Origin of the sequence: Streptomyces sp. NPDC053542 (assembly GCF_044544685.1) — a bacterium.
Classification (GTDB): domain Bacteria; phylum Actinomycetota; class Actinomycetes; order Streptomycetales; family Streptomycetaceae; genus Streptomyces.
Genome location: NZ_JBITXL010000006.1, coordinates 481,356 through 508,284 on the forward strand (window position 1 = coordinate 481,356; position 26,929 = coordinate 508,284).

Below are 26,929 nucleotides of genomic sequence, written 5' to 3' on the forward strand. Positions count from 1 at the left end.
CCGTGCAGTCTATGCAGGCGTACCTGATCGGATTCCGAAGGGTTGGTCCATGCAGAAGCCGCTTCCCCCCGTCGAGCTGCGCGTCCCCACCGAGGAGGACGCGTGGAACTGGCACCGGGTCTTCGACGACCCGGAGGTGATGGAATTCCACGGCGGCGCGTCCGCCGAGCTGTCGGAGTACGAGGAACTGACCGCCCGTCAGCGCCGCCACCACGCCGAACGCGGCTACTGCTTCTACACCATCGTCGACCCGGCGGACGGCGCGGTGATCGGCTTCGCGGGCGCGCAGCCGTGGCCGCGCACGGAGTGGGGGCCGGTCGGCGAGATCGAGATCGGCTGGCGGCTGGGCCGGAAGTACTGGGGCAGGGGCTACGCCACGACCGTGGCCCGGCGCGCCCTGGAGGACGTGCGGGCCGCGGGCGTACGGCATGTCGTGGCCATGGTGCACGCCGAGAACGCGCGCTCGATAGCGGTCACCCGGCGGCTCGGCATGCGGCAGGCGGAGACCTTCATCTCCCCCGTGTCCAAGGTGACGGGCCTGTGCCACCGGCTGGACCTGTGAACCGCGCCTGAAGGCGGCGCGGCGCCCGCTCACACGGCCGGCTTCGTCCCCCGGTGCAGCGCCACGATCCCGCCCGTGAGGTTGCGCCAGGCGACCTTCTGCCAGCCCGCCTTCTGGAGCAGCGCCGCCAGGGCGGGCTGGTCGGGCCAGGCGCGGATGGAGTCGGCGAGGTAGACGTACGCGTCGGGGTTGGAGCTGACGGCGGTCGCGACCGGCGGCAGCGCGCGCATCAGGTACTCGGTGTAGACGGTCCGGAAGGGCGCCCACGTCGGCTGGCTGAACTCGCAGATGACGACCCGGCCGCCGGGCTTGGTCACGCGGTACAGCTCGGCCAGCGCGGCGTCCGTGTCCTGCACGTTGCGCAGCCCGAAGGAGATCGTGACGGCGTCGAACACGCCGTCCGCGAAGGGCAGCTTCGTCGCGTCACCCGCGGTGAAGGGCAGCCACGGCTGCCGCTTCTTGCCCTCGCGGAGCATGCCGGTGGAGAAGTCGCACGGCACGACGTACGCGCCGGTGCGCGCGAACGGCACGGAGGAGGTGCCCGTACCGGCCGCGAGATCGAGCACCCGCTCGGCGGGGCGCGCCCCCACGGCCTTGTCCACGGCCTTGCGCCACAGCCGCGCCTGCCCGAGGGACAGCACGTCGTTGGTGAGGTCGTACCGTTCCGCGACGTCGTCGAACATGGAAGCGACTTCGTGCGGCTGCTTGTCCAGGGATGCTCGGGTCACGAGCCCATTGTTCACCACGGCCCGCGGCGCCCGGGCTCACCCCCGGCGCCGGTACACCAGCCGGCCGCCGAGGGCCGTCACCAGACAGGTGCCGTCCTCGGCGAGGACCGCGAAGTCGGCCGGGGCGCCCGGGGCGAGGGCGGCCGGGTGGTCGCGCAGGCCCGACCGGCTCACGGCCGTACGGACCGAGGGGCGGGTGAAGGGGCCCGTCAGCGACGTCGTACCGGTGGACAGGAGGCGCTGGAGGCCGCGGCGGGCGCTCGCGCCCCAGCGGGTTTCGGGCATGTCGAGCGCGGCGAGTTCCGCGCCGCGGATCGGCTCGGTGCCCAGCGCGTCGGCCTCGCGGGGGTCCGGGTGGTACGCCGCTTCCAGATAGGCGGCGGCGTCCGGCTCGTGGCGCCCCGGTGTGAGGACGGCGCCGGGCCACTCACGGACCCGCGCCCGGTCGCCGTACGCCGCGTACAGCTCCTCGTACCGGCCGATCGCCGCGATGCGCGCGCCGTCGACGACCACCGCGTCCGCGTCCTGCGCCGGGGCGCCCTCGACCGCCCGGACGCGGTGAATCGTCAGCACAGCTCGCCGCTCAGTTCGTCTCGACGAGCTTCAGCTCGGGGTGGGCCGTGCCGCCCTCGATCGCCGTCGAGGAGATGTGCGAGGCGACGCGGTCGTCGACCGGGTCGTTCGCCGGGTCGTCGTGGACGACGAGGTGCTCGTACGTGGTCGCGCGCTGGGCGGGGACGCGGCCCGCCTTGCGGATCAGGTCGATGATCTCCTGGCGGTTGGAGCGGTGCTTGGCACCGGCCGAGGAGACGACGTTCTCCTCCAGCATGATCGAGCCGAGGTCGTCCGCGCCGTAGTGCAGCGACAGCTGGCCGACCTCCTTGCCCGTGGTCAGCCAGGAGCCCTGGATGTGGGCGACGTTGTCGAGGAAGATGCGGGCGATCGCGATCATCCGCAGGTACTCGAAGAGCGTGGCCTGCGTGCGGCCCTTCAGGTGGTTGTTCTCGGGCTGGTAGGTGTACGGGATGAAGGCGCGGAAGCCGCCCGTACGGTCCTGCACGTCGCGGATCATGCGCAGGTGCTCGATGCGCTCGGCGTTGGTCTCGCCCGTGCCCATCAGCATCGTGGAGGTCGACTCCACGCCGAGGTTGTGGGCGATCTCCATGATCTCCAGCCAGCGCTCGCCGGACTCCTTGAGCGGGGCGATCGCCTTGCGGGGGCGCTCGGGGAGGAGTTCGGCACCGGCGCCCGCGAAGGAGTCGAGGCCCGCGGCGTGGATGCGCCGGATGGCCTCTTCGACGGAGACGCCGGAGATGCGGGCCATGTGCTCGACCTCGGACGCGCCGAGGGAGTGGATGACCAGCTGCGGGAACTCCTTCTTGATGGCGGCGAAGTGCTCTTCGTAGTACTCCACGCCGTAGTCCGGGTGGTGGCCGCCCTGGAACATGATCTGCGTGCCGCCGAGGTCGACGGTCTCCGCGCAGCGGCGCAGGATGTCGTCGAGGTCGCGGGACCAGCCCTTGGCGGTGTCCTTGGGCGCGGCGTAGAACGCGCAGAACTTGCACGCCGTGACGCACACGTTGGTGTAGTTGATGTTCCGCTCGATGATGTACGTCGCGATGTGCTCCGTACCGGCGTAGCGGCGGCGGCGCACGGCGTCGGCGGCCTTACCGAGGGCGTGCAGCGGCGCGGAGCGGTACAGCTCGACGGCTTCCTCGGGGGTGATCCGCCCGCCCTCCGCGGCGCGGTCGAGTACGGACTGAAGGTCGGCGTTCTCGGTCACCGGGCGTCCCTTTCGAGGTTCTTGGGCGGGCATGCGTCACGACCGATCCAGCGTACGCCAGGGCTTTTGGGGCCCGGCCACCTGCCACCGGTGGGGGTGGGGCGGCGCCCGGTGGAGGCGGCCGGTGCCTTCCCTTCTTCTTGCCGCGAATAGCGGCGGAAGGAATTCCCTGGACCCGGCGGCGGCCGGACATCGTGCGCAGTGCCGGAATCCGCCCCTTCGTTCGTTCAATATTCACCAAGAATTCCGAGGGGAATCCGGGATGGAAGGAACGGCGGAAGGGACGGGAAAGAAAGATGTATGGGGCAAGGAAAAGGTAAGGGGCCGGCGCCTGCGAGCAGCCGGCCCCCGGGGTCAGGCGCCCAGCAGCTCCACCCGTACGTCCGCCGGGAAGCCCGTGGTCGGGCCCGTGCGGCGGGCGAATTCCGTGACGCCGCGCAGCTGGTCGGGGCCGAAGCGGAAATCCAGCGTGGTGAAGTACTTGGCGAGCACGTCCTCGTCGAAGTGCTCCCAGCGCGCCGCCTGCTCGGCGACCTTGCCGACCTCCTCCAGGGACAGGTCGCGGGAGGCCAGGAACGCCTCGTGCACCTTTTGCACCACGACCGGCTCGCGCTCCAGGTAGTCGCGCCGGGCCGCCCACACCGCGAAGACGAACGGCAGGCCGGTCCAGTCCTTCCACATCTGGCCGAGGTCGTGCACCTCGAGGCCGAGACGGGGCGCCTCGTGCAGGTTGGCGCGCAGCGCGGCGTCCCCGATGAGGACCGCGGCGTCCGCCTCCTGCATCATCACGCCCAGGTCGGGCGGGCAGGTGTAGTAGTCGGGCGTGACGCCGACCTTCTCGGCGAGCAGCAGCTGCGCCAGCCGAACGGACGTGCGCGAGGTCGAGCCGAGCGCGACCCGGGCACCGTCCAGCTTGTCCAGCGGCTTCTGCGAGACGATCACGCAGGACATGACCGGGCCGTCGCAGCCGACCGCGATGTCGGGGAAGGCGACCAGCTCGTCGGCGTGCTTGAGGAACTCGACGAGGGTGATCGGCCCCATGTCCAGCTCGCCGCTGACCAGCTTCTCGTTCAGCTGGTCGGGAGTGTCCTTGGTGAGTTCCAGGTCGAGCAGGGTGCCCGTACGGGCCAGGCCCCAGTAAAGGGGCAGGCAGTTCAGAAACTGGATGTGGCCCACCCGCGGCCGGGCCCGGCGGTGGCCGGAGGTCGGTGCGGGTGCGTCTCCTACGGTTGAATTGTCCACATGTGGAGGCTAGACCCGCGGGACGTGCCGCGAGTCGGCGGGGGCCTCCGTATGGCGGCGAGAACCGGGCAGAACCCGGGTGAGAACCGGGTGGGAACCGTGGCGAGAACCGGCCGGGAACCCCGGCACGAAGATAAACGTGATCTTTGGCTCTTCCGCCTTCTGAGCGCACCGTGCTAGGCTCAGCGCAAGTTGCAGTTTGGTTTCCCTTGCAGTACAGAGCCTGCGGATCATGTGACCCGCAGGCATTTGTAGTTTTCAGACTTCATTGCAGGTTCTGGAGCAGGGCAACCCTTTGGCCCAAGGAGGGCTTATGGCTACCGGAACCGTCAAGTGGTTCAACGCCGAGAAGGGCTTCGGCTTCATCGCCCAGGACGGCGGCGGCCCCGATGTCTTCGTCCACTACTCCGCGATCAACGCCTCTGGCTTCCGCTCCCTTGAGGAGAACCAGCAGGTGAACTTCGACGTCACGCAGGGTCCGAAGGGCCCGCAGGCGGAGAACGTCACCCCGGTCTAAGTTGCCCGGGCCGGCCGGTCGCGGCCGTTAGTAGCAGTACCCAAGGAGCCCTGCTCCGTCACCTCGGTGACGGAGCGGGGCTCCTGCCTTTTCGGCGCCTTTTGGCGCCTTTTCGGGCAGAAAAGGGTGAAGCCCCGCGCCGCCTCCCCCACAGAGGCGACACGGGACTCCAGTCTGACGCGCCCGGTTCGACGGACGACGGGCGGGGTCGGTTCCGCGCTCAACTACTTTCGTACAGCGCCTCGATGTCTTTCGCATAGTCCCGTGCAATGGCCACTCGCTTCAGTTTCAGCGACGGCGTGAGGTGGCCGGCCTCCTCGGTGAAGTCGGCGGGCAGCACGGCGAAGCGCCGGATGGACTCGGCGCGCGAGACGAGCCGGTTCGCGTCGTCGACGGCGCGCTGCAGGTCGGCGCGGAGCCGCTCGTCGTGCACCAGCTCCGCGAGCGGCACGTCCTGCTTCTTCTGCATCTGCCGCCAGTGCGCGAGCCCGTCCGGCTCCAGGGTGAGCAGCGCGGTGATGTACGGGCGGTTGTCGCCGATCACCAGGCACTGGCCGACCAGCGGGTGGGAGCGCAGCCGGTCCTCCAGCGGCGCGGGCGCCACGTTCTTGCCGCTGGCGGTCACGATGATCTCCTTCTTGCGGCCGGTGATGGTGAGGTAGCCGTCGGCGTCCAGCGCGCCGAGGTCGCCGGTGGCGAACCACTCCTGCTCGTCGACGGCCGGGACGGCGGTCCCGCTCGCCGCGTCCCAGTACCCGCTGAAGACCTGGCCACCGCGGAGCAGTACCTCCCCGTCCTCCGCTATGCGGACCGCGCTGCCGGGCAGCGGCCAGCCCACGGTGCCCAGGCGCGGCTTGAGGGGCGGGGTGACGGTGGCGGCCGCGGTGGTCTCCGTCAGGCCGTACCCCTCGAAGACCTGGATGCCGGCGCCCTCGTAGAACGCGGCCAGCCGCCGGCCGAGCGGGGAGCCGCCGCAGATCGCGTAGCGGACCCGGCCGCCGAGCGCCGCGCGGATACGGCGGTAGACCAGCGGGTCGTACAGACCGCGGGCCGCGCGCAGCCCGAGGCCGGGGCCGGGCCCGGTGCCGTGCTCCGCGGCCTCGACGGCCTCGCCGTAGCGGCGAGCGATCCGCGCCGCGCGGTCGAAGGAGGCGGCCCGGCCCATCTTCTCGGCGGTGGCCCGGCCGGTGTTGTGGACCTTCTCCAGTACGTACGGGATGGCCAGCAGGAAGGTCGGGCGGAAGCCCGCCAGGTCGGCGAGCAGGTCCTCGGTCTGGATGCTGGATGCGTGGCCCAGCTTCACCCGGGCGCGCAGGCAGCCGACCGCGACCATCCGCCCGAAGACGTGCGAGAGGGGCAGGAAGAGCAGGGTCGAGGCGGGGTCCTTGCTGACCGACCGGAAGACGGGGTGCAGCAGCTCTATGGAGTTGTCGACCTCGGCGAAGAAGTTGCCGTGGGTCAGGACGCAGCCCTTGGGCCGGCCGGTGGTGCCGGAGGTGTAGATGAGGGTGGCGGTGTCGGCGGGGCCGCGGCCGGCGCGCCGCTTGGTCACCTCGTACGGGGGCAGGTCCCGGCCCGCCGAGGTGATCTGGCCGACGGCGCCGGTGTCCAGCTGCCAGAGGTGGGAGAGGTCCGGGAGGCTGCCGCGGACCCCGCTGATCATGCGGGTCTGCTCGACGTGCTCCACGACGCAGGCCCGGGCGCCGGAGTCCCGCAGGATCGACTGGGCCTGGTGTGCCGAGGAGGTCGGGTAGAGGGGGACGGTGACCAGCCCGGCCGCCCAGGACGCGAAGTCGATCAGGGTCCACTCGTAGCTGGTGCCGGCCATGATGGCGAGCCGGTCGCCGGGGTTCAGGCCGTGCGCGATCAGGCCCTTGGCGAGGGCGAGTACCTCGTCGGCGAAGTCGGCGGCGGTCACGTCGCGCCAGCTGCCGTCGGGCTGCTTGCGGGCGAGGACGGCGTCGGTGGGGGCCGCGGCGGCGTTGTCGAAGGGGATGTCGCCGAGGGAGCCGGTGGGGACGGCGGGGGCGAGCGGCGGGACGGAGACCTCGCGGACGACGCCGTCTTCGACGGTCTTGCGCGGCGGGACCAGTACGGGCGTGGCGGGTGGTGCGGCTTCCTGGCTGGACACGAGCGGCTCCTTCGGTGCTGCTGCGGTACGGCTTCGGCTGCTGCTGGGGACGACGCTGCTGCTGGTTACCGAGTGGTACGGGCTGCCCGGCTGTCCTGGCAAGGGTTCTGACCAGGGTTATTACGTGCGTTGTTACGCGCGTTCGAGGATCGCCGTCACGCCCAGGCCGCCCGCGGCGCAGATCGAGATCAGGCCGCGTACGGGCCTGCCGTCGGCGGCCGGTTCCCGTTCGGCCAGCAGCTCGGCGAGGGTGGCGACGATGCGGGCGCCGGTCGCGGCGAAGGGATGGCCGGTGGCGAGCGAGGACCCGGCGACATTGAGCCGGTCGCGGTCGACGGGGGCCAGCCCCTGCTTCTCCCAGGCGGCGAGGGTGGCGAGCACCTGGGAGGCGAACGCCTCGTGGATCTCGACCAGATCGAAGTCCTCGATGCCGAGCCCGGCCCGCTCCAGCATCCGCGGCACGGCGTACGCGGGCGCCATCAGCAGCCCGTCGTCCCCGTCCACGTAGTCCACGGCGGCCGTTTCGTACGCGGTGAGGTGGGCCAGCGGCGTCAGGCCGCGCGCGCTCGCCCACTCCTCGCTCGCCAGCAGCACGGTCGCCGCGCCGTCGGTCAGCGGCGTGGAGTTGCCCGCCGTCATCGTGGCGTCGCCGTCCCGGACGCCGAAGACCGGCTCGAGCCGGGCGAGCTTCTCGACGGTGGAGTCCGGCCGGAGGTTCTGGTCCCGGTCCAGGCCGCGGAAGGGGACGACGAGGTCCTTGAGGAAGCCGCGGTCGTAGGCGGCGGCGAGCCGCTGGTGACTGGTCGCGGCCAGGGCGTCCTGATCCGCGCGCTGGATGCCCCACTTCCTGGCCGTACGGGCCGCGTGCTCACCCATGGAGAGCCCGGTGCGCGGCTCGGCGTTGCGGGGGATCTCGGGGACGAGGTGGCGCGGACGGATACGGGAGAGCTGCTTGAGGCGGGCGCCCGCCGACTTCGCGCGGCGGGTGGCGAGCAGGATCTTCCGCAGCTCCTCGTTGACGCCGAGCGGGGCGTCGCTGGCGGTGTCGGAGCCGCCGGCGATCGCACTGTCCGTCTGGCCGAGGGCGATCTTGTTGGCGGCGGCGATGACGGCCTGGAGGCCGGTGCCGCACGCCTGCTGGATGTCGTACGCGGGGGTGCGCGGGTCCAGTCCGGAGCCGAGCACCGTCTCGCGGGCCAGGTTGAAGTCGCGGCTGTGCTTGAGCACCGCGCCCGCGACGAACTCGCCGATCCGCTCGCCCTCCAGGTCGAACCGCTCCACCAGGCCGTCCAGCGCCGCCGTCAGCAGCTCCTGGTTGGAGGCCGTGGCGTACGGGCCGTCCGAGCGGGCGAAGGGGATGCGGCTGCCGCCGATCACCGCGACCCGCCGGACGCCGGCGGTGCTCTGCTGCATACTCATCCTCGACCAGCTCCTGACCCTTGAGTAACCTTACTCAGAAGTAAATTTACGCGAGATCCAGGAGCCGGCCAATGCCCGATCGCTACCTTCGTTTCACGCAATCCGGTCCGGGCCGCTTCGTGACCCGGCGGCTGGGGCTGCCGCAGCCGGCGCCGCTGCACCGGTGGAGCGCGGAGCGGCCGGTACTGGACGGGCCGTTGCTGCATCTGACGGCCGGCAAGAGCACGGTCGAGCCCGCGGCGGTGCTGGCCCGCGCCGGGCTGCCGGTTCACACCTCGCGACAGGCCGGGGCGCGGTACGCGGCGGTCGTCGTGGACGCCACCGGCGCGGGCGACGTCGCCGCCCTGCGCGAGGTGTACGAAGGGCTGCACCCCGTCCTGCGGTCGCTGACGGACGACGCCCGGGTGGTCGTACTCGGCTCGGCGCCCGACCCGGCGGACCATCACCAGGCCGCGGTCCAGCAGGCCCTCGAAGGGTTCGTGCGGTCGCTCGGCAAGGAGGTGGGCCGCGGCCGCACGGCCCACCTGCTGCGGCTGGCCCCCGCGTCCGCCGGAGCCGCGGAATCCACCCTGCGCTTCCTGCTCTCGCCCCGGTCCGCCTACGTGAGCGGGCAGGTCATCGGGGTCGGAGCGGCCGACGAGGTGACCGTCCCGGAGGACTGGGACCGGCCGCTGGACGGGCGTACCGCGCTGGTCACCGGTGCCGCGCGGGGCATCGGCGCGGCGGTCGCGGAGACGCTGGCCCGGTACGGCGCCCAGGTGGTCTGCCTGGACGTGCCGCAGGCCGAGGCGGACGTGCGGGCGGTCGCCGAGCGGCTGGGCGGGCAGGCCCTCACGCTGGACATCACCGCGCCGGACGCGGGCGAGCGGATCGCCGCCGCACTCCCCGACGGGCTGGACGTCCTCGTCCATAACGCGGGCATCACCCGGGACCGGCGGCTGGCCAACATGGCCGCCGACCGCTGGGACTCCGTACTGGACGTCAACCTCGCCGCCGTCCTGCGGACCACCGACCACCTGCTGGCCGCCGGCACGCTGCGGCGCGGTACGGGCCGGGTCGTCGCCACCGCGTCCATCGCCGGGATCGCGGGCAACACCGGGCAGACCAACTACGCGGCGAGCAAGGCCGGGATCATCGGGCTGGTCCGCTCGCTGGCGCCGCGGGCCGCGGCGGAGCACGGCGTGACGGTCAACGCCGTGGCACCCGGCTTCATCGAGACGAAGATGACCGCCGCCGTGCCGCTCTTCATCCGGGAGGCGGGCCGCCGGATGAACTCGCTCGGCCAGGGCGGCCTCCCCGTGGACGTCGCCGAGACCATCGCCTGGCTCGCCAGCCCGGCCTCCGGCGGCGTCAACGGCCAGGTCGTCCGGGTCTGCGGGCAGAGCCTGCTGGGGGCGTGATGACGGAGCTCTCCCTGCCGCGCGCGCCGCGGCTGATGCCCGCGCTGGCCAAGGGGGCGGTGACCGGGGTGGGCAAGCGGCCGCGCGCGGACGCGCCGCTGCCCGCCGTACGGCTCACGCTCCCCGGCGTACGGGCCGACGCGGCGCGCACCGCCGCGTACGCCGAGGTCTGCGGCTTCGGCGCGCCCGGCCCGGTACTGCCGGTCACCTATCCGCACATCCTCGGCTTCCCGCTGGCCGCGCGGCTGATGAGCGCCCGGAGCTTCCCGCTCCCGATGCTCGGCCTCGTCCACACCACGATCGAGATCACCCAGCACGCGCCGCTGTACGCGGACCGGCCGCTGGACCTGACGGTGTACGCACAGGAGCTGCGTCCGCACCGGCGCGGCACCGAGGCCGTCCTGGTCACGGAGGCGCGGCGGGGCGGCGAACTGGTGTGGGCGGACCACAGCACGTACCTGGCCCGGCACCGCACGGAGGCCACGACGAGCGCTCCCCCGGAGGCCACGACGAGCACTGCCCCGGAGGCCGGCGACGCCGCTCCCGAGCTGCCCTTCCGGGACGAATGGAAGCTGGCCGCGGACCTCGGCCGCCGGCACGCCGCCGTCTCCGGCGACTACAACCCGATCCACCTCCACCCGCTGACCGCCCGCGCGCTCGGTTTCCCGCGCGCCCTCGCCCACGGCATGTGGACCATCGCGCGGTGCGCCGCCGAGGCCGTACCGGCCGACGCGCCGGCGCTGCGCCTCAGCGCCCGCTTCCGTGCCCCGGTCCTGCTCCCGGCGACCGTCACCTACGGCTCCGACGGCCACGCCTTCCGGCTGAGCAGTGAATCCGGCCGGGAATCCGGCCGGAAAGAGCGCATCCATCTGGAGGGGAGCATCCGAATACTCGGGTGACCCGCGCGCGGGTCGTCGCGACGGCACGGCCCGGACCCCGCCGTGCCGTCGCGGCCGCCTCGCGCGGGGTCACCCGCCGGGCGCCCACCGCTCGCCGCCCATCAGTGGCCCGAGGCCGGTCCAGGCGAAGTTCATCAGCGTCGCCGCGGTCTCCTTGGCGGAGGGGCGGGCGTCCTCCGGGCGGGCGTTGGCCCACTCGGCGAGCGACTCGGCGGAGCCGACGAGCGCGTGGGCCAGGCCCGACACCTCGCGCTCCGCCAGTTCCCCGGCGCAGCCCGCCTCCCGCGCCGCGGCCCCGATCAGCCCGGTCACGAACTCGATGATCTCCGCGCGCATCGCGGCGACCTCAAGGGCGAACGGCTCCCCGTGCGTACGCGCCTGCTGGTGCAGCACCGCCCACCCCTCCGGGTGCTCGGCCGTGTGCGCGAAGAAGCCCCGCAGCCCGCTCCACAGCTGCCGGTCGGCCGGCGCGCCCTGTTCCACGGCGCCCCGCACGGCCGCGACCAGCGCCGCCGCCTCCCGCTGGATGACCGCGGTGAACAGCTCCTCCTTGGAGTTCAGATAGAGGTAGACCAGCGGCTTGGACACCCCGGCGACCTCGGCGATCTCGTCCATCGAGGCGGCCCGGTAGCCCCGCCGCGCGAACGTCAGCACGGCCGCGTCCATCATCTGCTGCTCGCGCACCGCCCGCGGCATCCGCTTGCTCTTCACGCCACCCACACCGAACGTCCTTCCACCCCACCGCTTACCGCCAAGTAAGTTTACGGACCGCTCCTCCGGAGCGAGCGCCCCCTTCGGGCCAGATGTCGCCAAACCCCCGGACAACGCACCGCACAACGCACCGCGCCCCGGAGCCGGTGGGCTTCGGGGCGCGGTGCGGAGGTGCGGGGACGGGTCAGGCCGCGGGGGCCGGGACCGTCACCTTCTGCTCGGCCTCGACGGCGGCGGTCGCCACGTCGGGGTCGCCGTCCAGGCTGATGCTGGTGGCGTTGGCGTACGCCTCGCGGTCCAGGATCTTCTCCTTGGCGGAGACCAGGATCGGGATGACGGCCTGGCCGGCCACGTTGGTGGCGGTCCGCATCATGTCCAGGATCGGGTCGATGGCCATGAGGAGACCGACACCGGCCAGCGGGAGGCCCAGCGTGGAGAGGGTCAGGGTCAGCATGACCGTGGCGCCGGTGAGGCCGGCGGTGGCGGCCGAGCCGATGACCGAGACGAAGACGATCAGGATGTAGTCGCCGACGTTCAGCGGGACGTCGAAGATCTGCGCGATGAAGATCGCGGCGAGCGCCGGGTAGATCGAGGCGCAGCCGTCCATCTTGGTCGTCGAGCCGAAGGGCACCGCGAAGGACGCGTACTCCTTCGGGACGCCGAGGCGCTCGGTGACCTTCTGGGTGACCGGCATGGTGCCGACCGAGGAGCGCGAGACGAAGGCCAGCTGGATGGCGGGCCAGGCGCCCTTGAAGAACTGCAGCGGGCTGACCTTGGCGACGGTCGCCAGCAGCAGCGGGTACACGCCGAACATCACCAGCGCGCAGCCGACGTAGATGTCGACGGTGAAGGTCGCGTACTTGCCGATGAGGTTCCAGCCGTACGTGGCGATCGCGTTGCCGATGAGGCCGACGGTGCCCAGCGGGGCCAGGCGGATGACCCACCACAGGGCCTTCTGCAGCAGTTCGAGCGCCGAGCGGCTCAGCTTGAGGACCGGCTCGGCCTTCTCGCCCAGCTGGAGCGCGGCGATACCGACGACGGCCGCCATGAAGACGATCTGCAGGACCTGCAGCTCGGTGAAGGGCGTGATGATGTCGGTCGGGACGATGCCGGTCAGGAAGTCGATCCAGGTACCGGCGTGGTCGGGCTTGGCGCCGTCGGCGGGCGTCAGGCCCGTGCCGGCGCCGGGGTCGGTGACCAGGCCGATCGCCAGGCCGATCGCGACGGCGATCAGCGAGGTGACCATGAACCACAGCAGGGTGCGGGTGGCGAGCCGGGCGGCGTTGTTGACCTGCCGCAGGTTGGTGATCGACACCACGATGGCGAAGAAGACCAGCGGGGCGACGGCCAGCTTCAGCAGCTGGACGAAGAGCTCACCGATCTTGCCGAGGGTGGTGACCAGCCAGCCGATGTCGCCGCTCTTGGCGATCCAGCCGAGGAGCACACCGAGGGCGAGACCCAGCAGGATCTGCGCCCAGAAGGGGACCTTCGGTATGCGGAAGGTCTTGGAGGAGGAAGTCTCGGAAGACGTGGACAACGGGCACACTCCGGGTGCGTACAGGCTTTCGGGACGAGGCGTGGAGCGCCAGGAGGTCCGTTTGCGGGATCTCCGGCCGCTGGAGGACGTCGCGAGGACGTCAGCGGCGACAACAGGCCGCGGACTCACAGCGGCAAAGATCGACGTGCAGGCGCGCCACGAGCGTGAGGCTCATGGGGAACGAGTGCGCTACTGCTGTCTTCATGTCCGATACGTTAACACTTGAACTTTGGGGTACTCAAAGAAAATCTTTGGCATCCCCCGCCGCCGCACCGGACGGCATACGCCAACGCCCGCCGGTGGAGCGGAAACTCCACGGGCGGGCGTGCGCGGTGTGTGAGGCGTCTTACACGCCGGACGGCCGGCGGCCGGGCGGTCTCAGACGCCGTCCTCCTGGCTCCGGTTGGCGGCGAGCCGCTGCTTCTGGCGGTCCACCTTGGCCACGATCTGCTCGGACATCGCGTCCCGCTGCTTGCGCAGCAGCACGAAGCTGAGCGGCGCGGAGATCACGATGGCGAGCAGCAGCAGCCAGATGGTGTTCGAGGCGCCCACCCCGAGCGGGATGACGCGGAAGTACGCCAGGACCCACACCACCGCGAAAGAGGCGACGAAGAGGCCCAGACGGGAAGCGGTGTACAGGAGTGCGGCGTGCTTCTGGCTGCTCACGGTCGGACCTTCTTCTCAACGACAACCGAAAGGGTCTGCATCCAGTCAAGCACAGCGGTCTGTGCGATCTTTCCCGCCCCCGGACCCGGCCGCCTCAGTGCAGCTCGTGCCACATGGTGACGTCGTCGCGGTAGTCGTCGTCGGCGACCTTGATGGCGCCGGGGACCCGGCCGACCTCCTTGTATCCGCAGGAGGCGTAGAAGCGGTCCGCTCCGGTGCCGCCGCGGCAGGTGAGCCGTAGGGCACGTATCCCTTCGGTGGCCCGCGCGGCGTCCTCGACCGCCGCCATCAGCTCGCGGCCCACCCCCTGCCCCTGCAGTGAGGGGTGCACCATCACGCTGTAGACCCACAGGTAGTGCCGCATGAGCCGGTGCGTGTTCTCGTACAGGAAGGCGGTCGCCAGCGGCGTACCGTCCGCGCCCCGGCCGACGACCAGCCGCGCCCGCCCCTCGGCCAGCGCGGCCAGGTGCTTGACCAGCTCGGGACGGATGTCCTCGCCGGTCACGGGCGGCACGAACCCGACAGCCCCGCCGGCGTTCGAGACGTCCGCCCACAGCGAGCAGATCCCGTCGCGCAGTTCAGGGGTGACAGAAGGGTCCAGGTCGAAGCGCACGCTCATGACCTGGACCCTAAATCGTCACTCCGGTGACCGGAAAGCTCTTTCCGTCACACCCGCATCGGCTGCGGCTCCTCGCGGCGGTTCGCGTCCGGGCCCGGGTACTCGCGGATGATCTCGTACCGGGTGTTCCGCTCGACCGGCCGGAAGCCGGCGTCCCGGATGAGGTCCAGCAGGTCCTCGCGGGTCAGCTTGTTCGGCGTGCCGTAGTTGTCGGCGTCGTGCGTGATCTTGTACTCGACGACCGAGCCGTCCATGTCGTCCGCGCCGTGCTGCAGCGCGAGCTGGGTGGTCTGCAGGCCGTGCATGACCCAGAAGCACTTCACGTGCGGCACGTTGTCGAAGAGGAGGCGGGAGACCGCGAAGGTCTTCAGGGCCTCGGCGCCGGTGGCCATGGTCGTGCGGGCCTGCAGCTTGTTGCGGACCTTGCCGTCCTGCATGTCCACGAAGTCGTGCTGGTACCGCAGCGGGATGAAGACCTGGAAGCCGCCGGTCTCGTCCTGCAGTTCACGCAGCCGCAGCACGTGGTCCACGCGGTGGCGCGGCTCCTCGATGTGCCCGTACAGCATGGTGCTCGGGGTCTTGAGGCCCTTCTGGTGCGCCAGGCGGTGGATGCGCGACCAGTCCTCCCAGTGGGTGCGGTGGTCGACGATGTGCTGCCGGACCTCCCAGTCGAAGATCTCCGCGCCGCCGCCGGTCAGCGACTCCAGGCCGGCCTCGATCAGCTCGTCGAGGATGTCCGAGGCGTCCATGCCCGAGATGGACTCGAAGTGGTGGATCTCCGTCGCGGTGAACGCCTTCAGCCCCACGTTCGGCAGGGCTTCCTTGAGGGCCTTCAGGGAGCGCGGGTAGTAACGCCAGGGCAGGTTCGGGTGCAGGCCGTTGACGATGTGCAGCTCGGTGAGGTTCTCGTTCTCCATGGCCTTGGCCAGGCGGACGGCCTCCTCGATGCGCATCGTGTACGCGTCCTTCTCGCCCGGCTTGCGCTGGAAGGAGCAGTAGGCGCAGGAGGCGGTGCACACGTTCGTCATGTTGAGGTGACGGTTGACGTTGAAGTGCACGACGTCGCCGTTCTTGCGGGTGCGCACCTCGTGCGCGAGGCCGCCGAGCCACGCCAGGTCGTCGGACTCGTAGAGGGCGATGCCGTCCTCGCGGGTCAGCCGTTCACCGGCGTGGACCTTCTCCTCCAGCTCGCGCTTGAGCCCAGCGTCCATTCCGGTCCGCCTCCCATTGTTTTCTACCGATACGACCTCGACCGAGCGTACTCCCCCAGCCTTCGGCCGGGAGGTGCCCCCATACGCAACCGCTTCGCGGCCGCTACCCCTCCTCGGGCAGCTCCCCGACCCGGTTCTCCCACTTCGTCGAGAGCACGATCGTGGTGCGCGTACGGGAGACGCCCTTGGTGCCGGAGAGCCGGCGGATGGTCCGCTCCAGGCCGTCCACGTCGTTCACCCGGACCTTGAGCATGTACGAGTCGTCGCCCGCGATGAACCAGCAGTCCTCGATCTCGGTGAGGTCGCGCAGCCGGTGGGCGAGCTCCTCGTGGTCGGTGGCGTCCGAGAGCGAGATGCCGACCAGGGCCGTGACGCCCAGGCCCAGCGAGGCGGCGTCGACGGTCGCGCGGTAGCCGGTGATCACGCCGGCCGACTCCAGCCGGTTGATGCGGTCCGTGACGCTCGGCCCGGACAGGCCCACCAGCCGGCCGAGCTCCGCGTACGAGGCCCTGCCGTTCTCGCGCAGTGCCTGGATGAGCTGCCTGTCCACCGCGTCCATTGCGTCCCCGACCTTTCAATCTTTCCGCATTGCCACTACTGATTACAGAATCTAAGGCATGCAGGGCGATTTAGCCCGCAATCCCAGGTAAAAAACAGAGATTGATCAGCGATCTCTGTCGGCACCGCCCGCGCCGCCGCCGAGCTCGCCCGACCAGCGCCGGTACAGGCCGTGCGGCACGCCCGCCGCGTCCAGCGCCCGGCCCGCCACAAAGTCCACCAGGTCCTGGATGTGCGTCGCCCCCGCGTAGAACGCGGGCGAGGCCGGCAGCACCACGGCGCCCGCCTCGTCCAGGGCGACCAGGTGCTTGAGCGTCTGCCCGTTCAGCGGCGTCTCGCGCACCGCGACGACCAGCCTCCGGCGCTCCTTCAGCGTCACGCTCGCCGTCCGCTGCAGCAGGTCCTTGGAGAGCCCCAGCGCGACCCCGGCCACGCACGCCGTGCTGGCCGGCACGATCAGCATGCCCTTGGCCGGGTACGAGCCCGAGGACGGGCCCGCGGCCAGGTCACCGGCCGCCCAGTGCCGTACGTCCGCGAGATCCGACTCGGTGATCCGGAACGTCTCCGGCTTGCCGTCCGCGCCGCGCGCCAGCCATTCGCGCAGGTCCGCGCGCCAGTGCGCGTCCCGGAAGGAGATCCCGGTCTCGTCCAGCAGCGTCAGCCGCGAGGCCCGGCTCACCACCAGGTCGACGGCCTCCCCCGCGGCCAGCAATCCGCGCAGCACGGACGCGGCGTACGGGGTCCCGGACGCGCCGGAGACGCCGACCACCCACGGCCTGCGGGGACCGGTGCCGGCGTGCTGACTGGTGACGTTGTGCGGCGGCTCCACGGCACCGAGCCTATCCGGCGGAACCAGGAGCACCGTCACAGCCGTTCTTGCCTGTGAGGGCGCGCGGCCATCGCGCGGACCCCGGCGGACGTGCCGGTACGGCAAGGACCGGCCGGCAGGCGAGGAGGGCCGGACATGGGCGGACGCGCCAAACCCGCTGCGCTGCTGGTGCTGGCCTGGGTCGGGCTGCTCTGGCTGCTGGAGGCGGTGGACGTGGCCACCGGGAACGCGCTGGACACCTTCGGCATCCGGCCGCGCGAGCTCGGCGAGCTGGTCGACGTGCTCCCGGCGACCGCCGTGCACTTCGGCTTCGCCCACCTCATGGCCAACACCCTCCCGCTGCTCGTGCTCGGCTTCCTGGCCGCAGTCCGCTCCGGGGTGCGCAGACTGATCGGTGTGACGCTGCTCATCGCCGTGATCAGCGGGCTGGGCGTCTGGCTGATATCGCCGCCGGGCAGCAATACCGCGGGCGTCTCCGGAGTGATCTTCGGGCTCTTCGGCTACCTCGTCGTGCGCGGCTTCATCGAGCGCAAGGCGCTGGACATCGCCATCGGCGTGCTCGTCGCGGTGCTCTACGGCTCGATCCTGTGGGGCGCGCTCCCGGCCTCGGACGGCATCAGCTGGCAGGCGCACTTCTTCGGGCTGGCCGGCGGGGCGCTGGCCGCATATGTCTTCCGGGTGCGGACGCCGGGCCTCCGCACGGAAGGCCGCGTCCCGTAGTCTCTGGACGCGGCAGCGCCGGGCCACGGCACGCCGCCAGCCAGACCATTCACGTCATCGGGGGGATCAGCCCGTGGTCGAGTTCGACAAGTCCGCATCCGAACCGCCGTCCGAGGGGCAGCCGCCGCACCAGAACGGCGGCCAGCAGGGCCAGCAGGGCCAGCAGGGCCAGCAGGGCCAGCAGCCCTATGGTCAGCCCTACCCGCAGCAGGGGCAGCAGCCGTACGGCCAGCCGCAGGGCCAGCAGCCCGGTTACGGCTACCCCGGCCCGCCGCCCGGCCCCGGCCAGCAGCCGCCGTACGGCGGCCCCGGCGCCCCCGGCCCCGGCTGGGGCTCCCAGCCCCCGGGGTACGGCTACGCCACCCCGGCCCGGCCCTCGACCGGGCCCGCGATGTGGTCCCACCTCGGCGCGGTGCTCACCGTCTTCGTCGGCACGGGCGTGTGCTGCATCGGCATGCTGTGCGGCTGGATCGCCCCGCTCGCCATCCGTAACAACGCGCAGAACGAGCACGACCCGTACATCCGCCACCACTCGGCACAGGGGATGAACTACGGCATCACCCAGGCGATCATGGCGGCGATCACCGGCGTGCTGTACTTCGTCGTGGTGATCAGCGCCGGCGTGACCGCCGACTCCGGGACCGGCGACCCGGGAATGGTCTTCCTCATCCCGCTGATCTGCTACTTCGTCCTCTTCGGCGCGTACTGGATCACCACGCTGGTCTTCGGGATCATCGGCGCGGTGAAGGCCAACAACGGCGAGATGTGGTCCTACCCGAAGTTCCTGTCCTGGCGCTTCGTCAAGAACTGAGCCTGCGCGCACGGACATGCCGAAGGGCCGGTACCCGCTCGGGTACCGGCCCTTCGGCGCGCTCGTTCGGCGCGCTCGTTCGGCGCGCTCGTTCGGCGCGCTCGTTCGGCGCGCTCGTTCGGCGCGCTCGGCCGGCGCGCTCGGCCGGCGCGCTCGGCCGCCTACGCCATCCCCCGCCGCCTACGCCATCCCCCGCGTACGCCCTCCCCCGCCGCCGCCTACGCCATCCCCCGCCCCCTTCCCCTCCCCGCCCCCTCCCCCACCCCTTAATGGGTGGGTGGAGAGTTGGGGCCAAAGGGTAGTCAGAGCGTGAGGCCCCGGGTCACGAGATCGAGAAGACTGCACACGAACAGGGCAATCCCGATGAAGCCGTTGACGCTGAAGAAGGCGCGGTTCAGGCGGGAGAGGTCGTTCGGGCGGACGATGCTGTGCTCGTACAGGAACGCACCCGCGACGATCACCAGGCCGACCCAGAAGAAGACCCCGGCCCCGGTGGCCAGCGCGAACCACACGAACAGCGCCGTGGTGACCGTGTGGCAGACGCGCGCGCCCCAGATGGCGGCCGGGATACCGAAGCGGGCCGGCACGGACTTCACGCCGACCTCGCGGTCGGTCTCCACGTCCTGGCAGGCGTAGATCAGGTCGAAGCCACCGATCCAGATGCCGACGGCGAGGCCCAGGATCACCGCCTCCCAGGACCACTCGCCGGTGATCGCCAGCCAGCCGCCGACCGGGCCCATGGCCTGGGCGAGCCCGAGGATGGCCTGCGGGAAGTTGGTGAACCGCTTGCCGTACGGATAGACCACCATCGGGATCACCGCGACGGGGGCCAGGGCCAGGCAGAGCGGGTTGAGCAGCGCGGCCGCGGCGAGGAAGACGACGACGGCGACCAGCGCGCCCGTCCAGGCGTGCTTCACCGACATCGCGCCGGTGACCAGCTCGCGGTGGGCCGTGCGCGGGTTACGGGCGTCGATCTCGCGGTCGATGATCCGGTTCGCGGCCATCGCGAAGGTGCGCAGCCCGACCATGGCGACGGTGACGAGCAGCAGCTCCCACCAGTGGACGGTCCTGTCCGCCAGGAACATGGCGGTGAGGGCCGCGATGTACGCGAAGGGCAGCGCGAACACCGAGTGCTCGATCATGACCAGGCGGAGGAACGCCTTCGTCCGGCCCGGCTGCCGCGGAATGGCGGCGGAGGCGCTGGTCACAGTCCGTACTCCTTCCAGCGGCGGTCGACCTTCGCCGCGGTCTCCGGGTCGGACACGATCATCTGCGGCCAGCCCCCGTCCCGGGTGTAACCCTCCTCGGGCCACTTCGCGGTCGCGTCGATGCCGGCCTTGCCGCCCCAGAACTGCTGGTACGAGGAGTGGTCCAGGTGGTCCACCGGGCCCTCCACGACCGTCAGGTCGCGGGCGTAGTCCGTGTTGCCGAGCGCCCGCCAGGACACCTCGTGCAAGTCGTGCACATCGCAGTCGGCGTCGACCACGATGATCAGCTTGGTCAGGGACATCATGTGCGCGCCCCAGATGGCGTGCATGACCTTCTGCGCGTGTTTCGGGTACTTCTTGTCGATCGAGACGATCGCGCAGTTGTGGAAGCCGCCGGACTCCGGGAGGTGGTAGTCCACGATGTCCGGCACGATGATCTTGAGGAGCGGCAGGAAGAACCGCTCCGTGGCCCGGCCCAGCGGCCCGTCCTCCGTGGGCGGGCGGCCGACGACGATCGACTGCAGCAGGGGCCGCTTGCGCATCGTCACGCAGTCGATCGTCAGGGCCGGGAAGGGCTCCTGCGGCGTGTAGAAGCCGGTGTGGTCGCCGAAGGGGCCCTCGGGCAGCATCTCGCCCGGCTCCAGCCAGCCCTCCAGTACGACCTCGGCGTTGGCCGGGACCTGGAGCGGCACGGTCTTGCAGTCGACCATCTCGATCCGCTTGCCCTGCACGAAGCCCGCGAAGAGGTACTCGTCGATGTCGCCGGGAAGCGGCGCGGTCGAGGCGTACGTCACGGCCGGCGGGCAGCCGAAGGCGATGGCGACCGGCAGCTTCTCGCCCCGCTTGGCGGCCACCTGGTAGTGGTTCCGGCTGTCCTTGTGGATCTGCCAGTGCATCCCGATGGTGCGCTTGTCGTGGCGCTGGAGGCGGTACAGACCGAGGTTGCGGACGCCGCTCTCGGGGTCCTTGGTGTGGGTCAGGCCCAGGTTGAAGAACGAGCCGCCGTCCTCGGGCCAGGTGAACAGGGCGGGCAGCTTCTCGAGGTCGACCTCGTCGCCCTTGAGGACCACTTCCTGTACGGGCGCGTCGTCGCCCTTCACCTTGCGCGGCGGCACGTGCGTCATGTTCGCGAGCTTCCCGAACGCCTCACGGACGCCGACGAAGCCCTGCGGCAGCTCGGGCCTGAGCAGCCCGCCGATCTTGCCGCTGATGTCGTCGTAGGACGCAAGGCCCAGCGCCTTCAGGAGGCGGCGGTCGGTCCCGTAGACGTTCATCGCCAGGGGCATCGCAGAGCCCTTGACGTTCTCGAAGAGGAGCGCGGGGCCGCCGGCCTTCTGCACCCGGTCGACGATCTCCCCGACTTCCAGATGGGGGTCGACCTCGGCCTTGATGCGCTTGAGGTCACCTTCGCGGTCGAGCGCCCGGAGGAACGAGCGAAGATCGTCATAAGCCATGCATCCCAGTATCCGGTACGCACTACCCTGGACTGGTCACTGGGGCCGCGCTCACCGGCCCGCCCGGCCACTCCCAGGGGGAGCGACACATGCTGCGGGTGCTGATGATCCTGGTGCCGCTGGCACTGAGCATCTACGCGTTCATCGACTGCGTCACCACCGATGAGAAGCATGTGCGCCACATGCCGAAGGTGCTCTGGGCGATCCTCGTCCTGCTCTTCCCGCTCGTCGGGTCGGTGTCCTGGCTGATCGCCGGGAAGAACCGCGCGGCGCTCGCCGCCGAGGGCCGCGCGACGCGGCGCGGCGGGGGCGGCTGGGTCGCGCCGGACGACAACCCCGAGTTCCTGGAGAAGCTGGGCACGCGGGAGCGGGCCCAGCGCCGGGACGAGGACGAGGCGCTGCTCAAGGACTGGGAGGCGGACCTGAAGCGCCGCGAGGAGGAGCTCCGCCGCCGCGAGTCGGGGGACGGCAAGGAGTCCGGGGAGCGCCGGGAGTCCGGGGAGCGCCGGGAGTCCGGAGAGCGCCGGGAGTCCGGGGAGCGTGACGAATGAGCGGCCCCGACGCGTCCGCGATGCTGGCCGTCGCGGTGGCCGAGGCCCGGGCCGGGCTCGCCTCCGGCGGCATCCCGATCGGCGCGGCGCTGTACGGCGCGGACGGCACGCTGCTCGGACGGGGGCACAACCGCCGCGTGCAGGACGGCGACCCGTCGGTGCACGCCGAGACGGCCGCGTTCCGGGCCGCCGGACGGCAGCGCTCCTACAAGGGCACGACCATGGTCACCACGCTCTCGCCCTGCTGGTACTGCAGCGGGCTGGTGCGCCAGTTCGGGATCTCCCGGGTGGTGATCGGCGAGGCGGAGACGTTCCACGGCGGGCACGACTGGCTGGCCGAGCACGGCGTGGAGGTCGTGCTGCTGGACGACCCGGAGTGCGTCGCGATGATGCGCGCCTTCATCGCGGACCGCCCCGAGCTGTGGCACGAGGACATCGGCGAGGACTGAACAAGGTCACAAGCAGGGCGAACAAGGTCACAAGCAGGCCGAAGGAGACCGGCGATGAGTGACGCGATTCCCGTCATCGACCTGGGCGCGTGGCGGGCCGGGGACGGCCGGACACGGCAGGCCCTCGCCACGACCGTCGACACCGCCCTGCGCACCGCCGGATTCCTCGTCGTCACCGGTCATGGCGTCGACGCGGGGCTGCGGACGGACATCCGTACGGCCGCCCGGCGGTTCTTCCGGCTGCCGGCGGCCGTCAAGGAGCCGTACGCGGTCGCGGTCGGCGAGCGCGGCTGGCTGGGGCCCGGCGCGGAGGCCAACGGCTACGCGGAGGGCACGGAGACGCCGCCGGACCTGAAGGAGTCGCTGTCCTTCGCGTCCGACGAGCCGACCGGGAACGCCGCCGTGGACGCGGAGTGGTTCCTGCCCAACACCTGGCCGGCGGAGGTGCCGGAGCTGCGGCCGCTGGTCGAGCGGTACACCGCCGAGATGCGGGCGCTGTCCGACCTGCTCCTCGAAGTGCTCGCCGGCGCGCTCGGCGAGCCCGCCGACTTCTTCACCCGCCACACCGGGCACCCCACCTGGGGCTTCAACGTCAACTGGTATCCCGGGACGGACGTGGTCGGCGCGCCGCTGCCGGGCCAGTTCCGGATCGGGCCGCACACCGACTTCGGCACGGTCACCGTCCTGGACCGGCAGCGCGGCAAGGGCGGCCTGCAGGTCTTCACCGACGCGGACGGCTGGACGGACGCGCCCTGGGCGCCGGACTCGTTCACCGTGAACATCGGTGATCTGATGGCGCGGTGGACCGGCGGCCGCTGGCAGTCGGGGCGGCACCGCGTCCTGCCACCGCCGGCCGACGTGCCGGCCGAGGAGCTGATGTCGCTGGTGTACTTCTACGAGTGCGACCCGGGGACGCGGCTCGGCGGCCTCCCCGACTCGCATGTCTATCTGCGGGAGAAGCTGACCGCGATCACCGTCGGCTGAGCCGGGGCCGGGCACGACACCACGCATCTGAGCCTCCGTCAGGAAACGGCGCGCTCGCCGTAAAGTGACGGCAGTGATCAACTCCGACAACATGCCTGGCCAGAGCCTTCTGCCGGGCAATAGTGGGCTGCCGGGAGGGCACCCGTGCCCGACCTGACCCGACGCCGACTCCTCGGCTCCGCCGCGGGCGCGACGCTCGGCGGCGCCGCGCTGTCGCTGCTGCCGCCGAGCGTGCGGAAGGCGGTCGCGGCGGGGCCGCCCCGGCGCAGCTCACCGGACGACATCGAGCACGTCGTGCTGCTGATGCAGGAGAACCGTTCGTTCGACCACTACTTCGGAACGCTGCGCGGCGTACGCGGCTTCGCAGACCCGGACGCGCTCACCCTCTCCACCGGACGCTCGGTCTTCCACCAGCCGGACGCCGTCCACCCGGACGGCTACCTGCTGCCGTTCCACCTGGACACCCACAAGTCCAGCGCCCAGGCCGTGCCGTCCACCAGCCACGCCTGGTCCGTGCAGCACGAGGCGTGGCACGACGGGCGGATGGACCGGTGGCTGCCCGCGCACCGCAAGGCGGACGGGAAGCACGGCCCGTACGTGATGGGCTATCACACCCGCGCGGACATCCCTTTCCACTTCGCCCTCGCCGAGGCGTTCACCCTCTGCGACCACTACTTCTGCTCGGTCCTCGGCCCGACCTGGCCGAACCGGCTGTACTGGATGACCGGCACCATCGACCCCGGCGGCACGCAAGGCGGCCCGGTCCTGCACAACGCCGCGCGCCGGCCGTACCGCTGGACGACGTACGCCGAGCGGCTGCAGGCGGCGGGCGTGTCCTGGAAGGTGTACCAGCAGGACGACGACTACGGCTGCAATCTGCTGGAGCAGTTCCAGAGCTTCCGGGACGTCGGGCCCGGGGACGCGCTGTACGAGTGCGGGGTGCGGCCGCGGCCCGCGGGCACCTTCGAGGACGACGCGCGCGGCGACCGGCTGCCGGCCGTCTCCTGGATCATCCCTACGGCGGCGGAGTCCGAGCACCCGGACTATCTGCCGGCGGCCGGGGCCGCCTTCGTCGCGCGGACGGTCGAGGCCATCGCCGCCAATCCGAAGGTCTGGCGGAAGACCGTGTTCATCCTGAACTACGACGAGAACGACGGGCTCTTCGACCACGTGCCGCCGCCGGTGCCGCCCGCCGGTACGGAGGACGAGTTCGTCGGCGGGCTGCCCATCGGCGGCGGCTTCCGCGTCCCGTGCCTGATCGTCTCGCCGTGGACGGTGGGCGGCTGGGCCGCGGGCGACGCCTTCGACCACACCTCGGTACTGCAGTTCCTGGAGCGCTTCACCGGCGTCGAGGAGCCGAACATCTCCGACTGGCGCCGGGCCACCTTCGGCGACCTGACCTCGGCCTTCGGCTTCGGCGCCGCCCGCCGCCCACCGCGGCTGCCGCGCGACACCGCCGAGCGCCTGGCAACGGCCCGCCAGGAGGTCACGACCCTGCCCAAGCCCGTCCTCCCGGGCACGGACCAGACCCCGCCCCAGCAGGAACGCGGCACCCGCAAACGCCGCTGACCCGCCACCCGGCCACGGGACACCCGGCGACGTGACCGTACGAAATCCGGTGGCACACCGCGGTGGCATCGCGCACGCTGATCAGCCATGAACGACCGTCAGACCCCGCCGGCCCGCCGGATCAGAGCCGTGTACACCGACACCACCGTCACCGTCTACCAGGCGTACTCCCCCGCGCTCGGCGGCCCGGCCGCCCGCACCGGACGCTTCCCCGCCGCGTGGAAGCGGGACCGCATGACGTGGATCAAGCCGTCGTTCCTGTGGATGATGTACCGCTGCGGCTGGGCCACCAAGCCAGACCAGGAGTGCGTACTGGCCGTGGAGATCGACCGGGCCGGCTTCGACTGGGCACTGGAGCACGCCTGCCTCTCGCATTTCGACGCGGCCGAGCACGCCGACCGCGCCGCCTGGAAGCGGGCGCTGCGCGGGTCCCCCGCCCGCGTCCAGTGGGACCCGGAGCGCGATCTGCATCTGCGTCCGCTGGGGTACCGCTCGCTCCAGCTCGGTCTGGCCGGTGAGGCGGCCCGCCGGTACGCCGACGAGTGGACCGTCGCCATTCGCGACGTCACCCCGCTCGTCCACCGGGTCCACGCGCTCGTACGGGACGGTGACCTGGCAGCGGCGCGGGCCCTGCTGCCGCGTGAACTCCCCTATCCCGCCCCGGTCTCGACGCCCGCTGTCAGTGCCGTGCCCTAATCTTCTGATCGGCGCGACGAACCGGCCGCGACCAGGGGCTTTCCCCTGTCCGCCGCCCGTCCGTACCCCCCATCGCCATCCTCGCGGCCGGGTCTTCCGGCCGTCGGTTCAGCATGCTCGTCATGAGCTCGTTCAGAGGATGAAGCACTTGCGCACACGAAGACTCGGCAGCGCCCTCGCGCTGACGGCCCTCGTCGGAACCGCAACTCTCTTCGGCCCCGGGGCCGCCGGCCCCGCCTACGCCGACAGTTCCACCCCCCTGCCCGCCGACTGGATCACCGACACCGTCGTGGACGGGGTCCACCAGCGGGTGTTCATGAGCGCCCCGAACAGCGACAGCGTGCTGGTCGCGGACTACGACGGAAAGCTCGTCGGGCAGATAGCTGGCGAGCAGGGCGCCTCCGGACTCGCCCTCTCCGAGGACTCCGGGACGCTCTACGTCGGCCTGTCCGAGGGCGAGGCCATCGCCGCGATCGACACCGGCACGCTCACCGAGACCGCCCGTTACGCGACCGGTACGGGCAATCAGCCGTCCACCCCGGTCGTCACCGGCGGCAAGATCTGGTTCAGCTTCTACGGCGCGAAGGGCGGCGGCATCGGCGCCGTCGACCTCTCGGGCGCCGAGCCGGTCGTCACCACGGACGAGGTCCCGGCGTACGCCTGGTACAACGCCCCGCTGCTGGCCGCCTCGCCGGCCGCGCCCGGCACGCTCGTCGCGGGCGAGGTGGGCTCCAGCCCGGCCACCGTGGGCGTGTACGACGTGTCCTCCGGCCACCCGGTGGAGAAGGCCAAGGTCTGGAACCCGGGCGACGGCTCCTCCACCACCTCCAACCTCCGCGACATGGCCATCACCGCCGACGGCGAGAACGTCGTCGTGGCCAGCGGCGCACCGTACAAGCAGCAGGTCTTCAAGCTCGCCGACCTGTCGGCCAACGGCAGCTACCCGACCAACCCGTACCCGAACGCGGTGGCCATCGCCGCGGACGGCACGGTCGCCGCGGGCATCGACGGCTACTACGAGGACGACATCTACCTCTTCACGCCGGGCGCGGCTTCGGCGTACCGCACGTACGAGGTCAAGGGCACGACCAACGCGACGCTCAGCACCCGCGGCCTGGAGTGGGCGCCGGACGGCAGCCGGCTCTTCGCGATCACCGGCTCCGGCACGACGCTCCAGCTGAAGGTGCTGACCGAGGCCGCCAAGGCCGACTCGCAGCTCACGGTGGAGGCGCCGGCCACCGCCCCGTCCGGCCCGCCGCTGACCGTCTCCGGCACGCTGACCGCCAAGCTGCCGTACGCCGAGGGGACCTCGGTCGAGGTGACGCGCACCGGCCCCGCGGGCGGCTCGGCCGTGCCGCTGGGCAGCGTGACCGTGGCCGCCGACGGCACCTTCGAGGTGACCGACCGGCCGCGCGGCGAGGGGGAGGTGACGTACACCGTCACCTACAAGGGCGACGCGCGCCACACGGCGGCGACGGCGACCGCCACCGTCGCACTGACCAGCCGCTGAAGCTGACCGGTCACTGAAAACGGCTGCTGAAAAACGGCCGCGGGGGGGGGGGGGGCGCGCCCCCCCCCCCCGCCCCGCGCCGGGGGGGGGGGGCGGGGGCAGCCGGCGACACAAAGGGGGAGGGGTGGAGACCCCAGGCCGTAGTTTTTGAGGGGGGGGGGTGGT

At 71.5% G+C, this 26,929-nt stretch carries 27 protein-coding genes; 12 read left to right on the top strand and 15 right to left on the bottom strand.

Annotation, left to right across the window (positions count from 1 at the left end; translation table 11 throughout):
* Nucleotides 1–49: 49 nt before the first annotated feature.
* A complete protein-coding gene (locus ACIGXO_RS20040) occupies nt 50–562 on the top strand; it encodes a GNAT family N-acetyltransferase (RefSeq protein WP_399788214.1) in 513 nt (170 codons plus the stop codon).
* 29 nt (nt 563–591) lie between these two features.
* On the opposite strand, the gene ACIGXO_RS20045 is transcribed toward ACIGXO_RS20040, so the two are convergent.
* From ACIGXO_RS20045 to ACIGXO_RS20060, 4 genes are all read right to left on the bottom strand, one after another.
* Nucleotides 592–1,290 carry a demethylmenaquinone methyltransferase gene (locus tag ACIGXO_RS20045; RefSeq protein WP_030262560.1) on the bottom strand — a complete coding sequence of 233 codons (699 nt, stop codon included), beginning with the start codon at nt 1,288–1,290 and terminating at the stop codon, nt 592–594.
* Nucleotides 1,291–1,326: 36 nt separating this feature from the next.
* Nucleotides 1,327–1,863: a hypothetical protein gene (locus ACIGXO_RS20050; RefSeq protein WP_399788221.1), complete on the bottom strand. Its 537-nt coding sequence runs from the start codon at nt 1,861–1,863 to the stop codon at nt 1,327–1,329.
* Between the two features lie 10 nt (nt 1,864–1,873).
* Nucleotides 1,874–3,073: a cyclic dehypoxanthinyl futalosine synthase gene (gene mqnC, locus ACIGXO_RS20055; RefSeq protein ID WP_399788224.1), complete on the bottom strand. Its 1,200-nt coding sequence runs from the start codon at nt 3,071–3,073 to the stop codon at nt 1,874–1,876.
* Between the two features lie 354 nt (nt 3,074–3,427).
* Entirely contained in the window at nt 3,428–4,315 is an 888-nt protein-coding gene (locus ACIGXO_RS20060; RefSeq protein WP_399788227.1) for a menaquinone biosynthetic enzyme MqnA/MqnD family protein, read from the bottom strand.
* Nucleotides 4,316–4,628: 313 nt separating this feature from the next.
* Between ACIGXO_RS20060 and ACIGXO_RS20065 the strand changes: the two genes are divergently transcribed.
* A complete protein-coding gene (locus tag ACIGXO_RS20065) occupies nt 4,629–4,832 on the top strand; it encodes a cold-shock protein (protein WP_003984261.1) in 204 nt (67 codons plus the stop codon).
* A 220-nt stretch (nt 4,833–5,052) separates the two neighbouring features.
* Here ACIGXO_RS20065 and ACIGXO_RS20070 read toward each other — a convergent pair whose 3' ends face one another.
* Nucleotides 5,053–6,963 carry an AMP-dependent synthetase/ligase gene (locus ACIGXO_RS20070; protein ID WP_399788231.1) on the bottom strand — a complete coding sequence of 637 codons (1,911 nt, stop codon included), beginning with the start codon at nt 6,961–6,963 and terminating at the stop codon, nt 5,053–5,055.
* 132 nt (nt 6,964–7,095) lie between these two features.
* Nucleotides 7,096–8,382: an acetyl-CoA C-acetyltransferase gene (locus ACIGXO_RS20075; protein ID WP_399788233.1), complete on the bottom strand. Its 1,287-nt coding sequence runs from the start codon at nt 8,380–8,382 to the stop codon at nt 7,096–7,098.
* A 71-nt stretch (nt 8,383–8,453) separates the two neighbouring features.
* Here ACIGXO_RS20075 and ACIGXO_RS20080 point away from each other — a divergent pair, with 71 nt between their 5' ends.
* On the top strand, nt 8,454–9,782 hold the full coding sequence (locus tag ACIGXO_RS20080; protein ID WP_399788237.1) for a 3-oxoacyl-ACP reductase: 1,329 nt from the start codon (nt 8,454–8,456) through the stop codon (nt 9,780–9,782).
* Nucleotides 9,782–10,681, top strand: a complete 900-nt coding sequence (locus ACIGXO_RS20085) for a MaoC family dehydratase (RefSeq protein WP_399788240.1) — start codon at nt 9,782–9,784, stop codon at nt 10,679–10,681. Before ACIGXO_RS20080 ends, ACIGXO_RS20085 begins: the two co-directional genes overlap by 1 nt.
* Before the next feature lie 69 nt (nt 10,682–10,750).
* Here the strand turns inward: ACIGXO_RS20085 and ACIGXO_RS20090 are convergent, their stop codons facing one another.
* The 7 genes from ACIGXO_RS20090 to ACIGXO_RS20120 all read right to left on the bottom strand — a co-directional run bounded on the left by ACIGXO_RS20090 (nt 10,751) and on the right by ACIGXO_RS20120 (nt 16,812).
* Nucleotides 10,751–11,401, bottom strand: coding sequence for a TetR/AcrR family transcriptional regulator (locus tag ACIGXO_RS20090; RefSeq protein WP_399788243.1), 651 nt, complete (start codon nt 11,399–11,401; stop codon nt 10,751–10,753).
* Nucleotides 11,402–11,576: 175 nt separating this feature from the next.
* Nucleotides 11,577–12,938, bottom strand: coding sequence for a dicarboxylate/amino acid:cation symporter (locus ACIGXO_RS20095; protein WP_399788246.1), 1,362 nt, complete (start codon nt 12,936–12,938; stop codon nt 11,577–11,579).
* Between the two features lie 369 nt (nt 12,939–13,307).
* The gene (locus tag ACIGXO_RS20100; protein ID WP_399788249.1) at nt 13,308–13,595 is read right to left on the bottom strand and encodes a DUF4229 domain-containing protein; all 288 of its coding nucleotides are present in this window, start codon (nt 13,593–13,595) and stop codon (nt 13,308–13,310) included.
* A gap of 94 nt (nt 13,596–13,689) precedes the next feature.
* Nucleotides 13,690–14,214, bottom strand: coding sequence for a GNAT family N-acetyltransferase (locus ACIGXO_RS20105; RefSeq protein WP_399788251.1), 525 nt, complete (start codon nt 14,212–14,214; stop codon nt 13,690–13,692).
* Nucleotides 14,215–14,261: 47 nt separating this feature from the next.
* Complete coding sequence (gene mqnE, locus ACIGXO_RS20110) at nt 14,262–15,425, bottom strand: aminofutalosine synthase MqnE (protein WP_030262522.1); 1,164 nt, start codon at nt 15,423–15,425, stop codon at nt 14,262–14,264.
* A gap of 103 nt (nt 15,426–15,528) precedes the next feature.
* Nucleotides 15,529–15,984, bottom strand: a complete 456-nt coding sequence (locus ACIGXO_RS20115; protein WP_030262519.1) for an Lrp/AsnC family transcriptional regulator — start codon at nt 15,982–15,984, stop codon at nt 15,529–15,531.
* Between the two features lie 105 nt (nt 15,985–16,089).
* Entirely contained in the window at nt 16,090–16,812 is a 723-nt protein-coding gene (locus tag ACIGXO_RS20120; protein WP_399788254.1) for a UbiX family flavin prenyltransferase, read from the bottom strand.
* 135 nt (nt 16,813–16,947) lie between these two features.
* Here ACIGXO_RS20120 and ACIGXO_RS20125 point away from each other — a divergent pair, with 135 nt between their 5' ends.
* On the top strand, nt 16,948–17,532 hold the full coding sequence (locus ACIGXO_RS20125; RefSeq protein ID WP_399788257.1) for a rhomboid family intramembrane serine protease: 585 nt from the start codon (nt 16,948–16,950) through the stop codon (nt 17,530–17,532).
* 73 nt (nt 17,533–17,605) lie between these two features.
* Nucleotides 17,606–18,343, top strand: a complete 738-nt coding sequence (locus ACIGXO_RS20130) for a DUF4870 domain-containing protein (RefSeq protein ID WP_399788260.1) — start codon at nt 17,606–17,608, stop codon at nt 18,341–18,343.
* Nucleotides 18,344–18,645: 302 nt separating this feature from the next.
* Here the strand turns inward: ACIGXO_RS20130 and mqnP are convergent, their stop codons facing one another.
* Together mqnP and ACIGXO_RS20140 are read right to left on the bottom strand one after the other, a co-directional pair.
* Nucleotides 18,646–19,551, bottom strand: a complete 906-nt coding sequence (gene mqnP / locus ACIGXO_RS20135; RefSeq protein WP_399788263.1) for a menaquinone biosynthesis prenyltransferase MqnP — start codon at nt 19,549–19,551, stop codon at nt 18,646–18,648.
* Nucleotides 19,548–21,005, bottom strand: a complete 1,458-nt coding sequence (locus ACIGXO_RS20140; protein WP_399788266.1) for a menaquinone biosynthesis decarboxylase — start codon at nt 21,003–21,005, stop codon at nt 19,548–19,550. The genes mqnP and ACIGXO_RS20140 overlap by 4 nt, the downstream gene beginning before the upstream one ends.
* Nucleotides 21,006–21,094: 89 nt before the next feature.
* Between ACIGXO_RS20140 and ACIGXO_RS20145 the strand changes: the two genes are divergently transcribed.
* The 6 genes from ACIGXO_RS20145 to ACIGXO_RS20170 all read left to right on the top strand — a co-directional run bounded on the left by ACIGXO_RS20145 (nt 21,095) and on the right by ACIGXO_RS20170 (nt 26,764).
* Nucleotides 21,095–21,556, top strand: coding sequence for a PLD nuclease N-terminal domain-containing protein (locus ACIGXO_RS20145; protein ID WP_399788269.1), 462 nt, complete (start codon nt 21,095–21,097; stop codon nt 21,554–21,556).
* Nucleotides 21,553–22,005, top strand: a complete 453-nt coding sequence (locus ACIGXO_RS20150; protein WP_399788272.1) for a nucleoside deaminase — start codon at nt 21,553–21,555, stop codon at nt 22,003–22,005. Before ACIGXO_RS20145 ends, ACIGXO_RS20150 begins: the two co-directional genes overlap by 4 nt.
* 54 nt (nt 22,006–22,059) lie before the next feature.
* Nucleotides 22,060–22,989 (top strand): isopenicillin N synthase family dioxygenase, encoded by a 930-nt coding sequence (locus ACIGXO_RS20155; RefSeq protein ID WP_399788275.1) that lies wholly within the window; start codon nt 22,060–22,062, stop codon nt 22,987–22,989.
* Nucleotides 22,990–23,133: 144 nt separating this feature from the next.
* Complete coding sequence (locus ACIGXO_RS20160) at nt 23,134–24,558, top strand: alkaline phosphatase family protein (protein ID WP_399788278.1); 1,425 nt, start codon at nt 23,134–23,136, stop codon at nt 24,556–24,558.
* Between the two features lie 87 nt (nt 24,559–24,645).
* A complete protein-coding gene (locus tag ACIGXO_RS20165) occupies nt 24,646–25,254 on the top strand; it encodes a DUF4291 domain-containing protein (protein ID WP_399788281.1) in 609 nt (202 codons plus the stop codon).
* A gap of 148 nt (nt 25,255–25,402) precedes the next feature.
* Entirely contained in the window at nt 25,403–26,764 is a 1,362-nt protein-coding gene (locus ACIGXO_RS20170; protein ID WP_399788284.1) for a YncE family protein, read from the top strand.
* Nucleotides 26,765–26,929: the final 165 nt, after the last annotated feature.

What these genes read in the sequence shown, in the direction of transcription:
- ACIGXO_RS20040 (WP_399788214.1), top strand. Translation starts at nt 50, where the DNA reads ATGCAGAAGCCGCTTCCCCCCGTCGAGCTGCGCGTCCCCACCGAGGAG.
- ACIGXO_RS20065 (WP_003984261.1), top strand. Translation starts at nt 4,629, where the DNA reads ATGGCTACCGGAACCGTCAAGTGGTTCAACGCCGAGAAGGGCTTCGGC.
- ACIGXO_RS20075 (WP_399788233.1), bottom strand. Translation starts at nt 8,382, where the DNA reads ATGAGTATGCAGCAGAGCACCGCCGGCGTCCGGCGGGTCGCGGTGATC.
- ACIGXO_RS20080 (WP_399788237.1), top strand. Translation starts at nt 8,454, where the DNA reads ATGCCCGATCGCTACCTTCGTTTCACGCAATCCGGTCCGGGCCGCTTC.
- ACIGXO_RS20085 (WP_399788240.1), top strand. Translation starts at nt 9,782, where the DNA reads ATGACGGAGCTCTCCCTGCCGCGCGCGCCGCGGCTGATGCCCGCGCTG.
- ACIGXO_RS20105 (WP_399788251.1), bottom strand. Translation starts at nt 14,214, where the DNA reads ATGAGCGTGCGCTTCGACCTGGACCCTTCTGTCACCCCTGAACTGCGC.
- mqnE (WP_030262522.1), bottom strand. Translation starts at nt 15,425, where the DNA reads ATGGACGCTGGGCTCAAGCGCGAGCTGGAGGAGAAGGTCCACGCCGGT.
- ACIGXO_RS20115 (WP_030262519.1), bottom strand. Translation starts at nt 15,984, where the DNA reads ATGGACGCGGTGGACAGGCAGCTCATCCAGGCACTGCGCGAGAACGGC.
- ACIGXO_RS20125 (WP_399788257.1), top strand. Translation starts at nt 16,948, where the DNA reads ATGGGCGGACGCGCCAAACCCGCTGCGCTGCTGGTGCTGGCCTGGGTC.
- ACIGXO_RS20140 (WP_399788266.1), bottom strand. Translation starts at nt 21,005, where the DNA reads ATGGCTTATGACGATCTTCGCTCGTTCCTCCGGGCGCTCGACCGCGAA.
- ACIGXO_RS20145 (WP_399788269.1), top strand. Translation starts at nt 21,095, where the DNA reads ATGCTGCGGGTGCTGATGATCCTGGTGCCGCTGGCACTGAGCATCTAC.
- ACIGXO_RS20150 (WP_399788272.1), top strand. Translation starts at nt 21,553, where the DNA reads ATGAGCGGCCCCGACGCGTCCGCGATGCTGGCCGTCGCGGTGGCCGAG.
- ACIGXO_RS20155 (WP_399788275.1), top strand. Translation starts at nt 22,060, where the DNA reads ATGAGTGACGCGATTCCCGTCATCGACCTGGGCGCGTGGCGGGCCGGG.
- ACIGXO_RS20165 (WP_399788281.1), top strand. Translation starts at nt 24,646, where the DNA reads ATGAACGACCGTCAGACCCCGCCGGCCCGCCGGATCAGAGCCGTGTAC.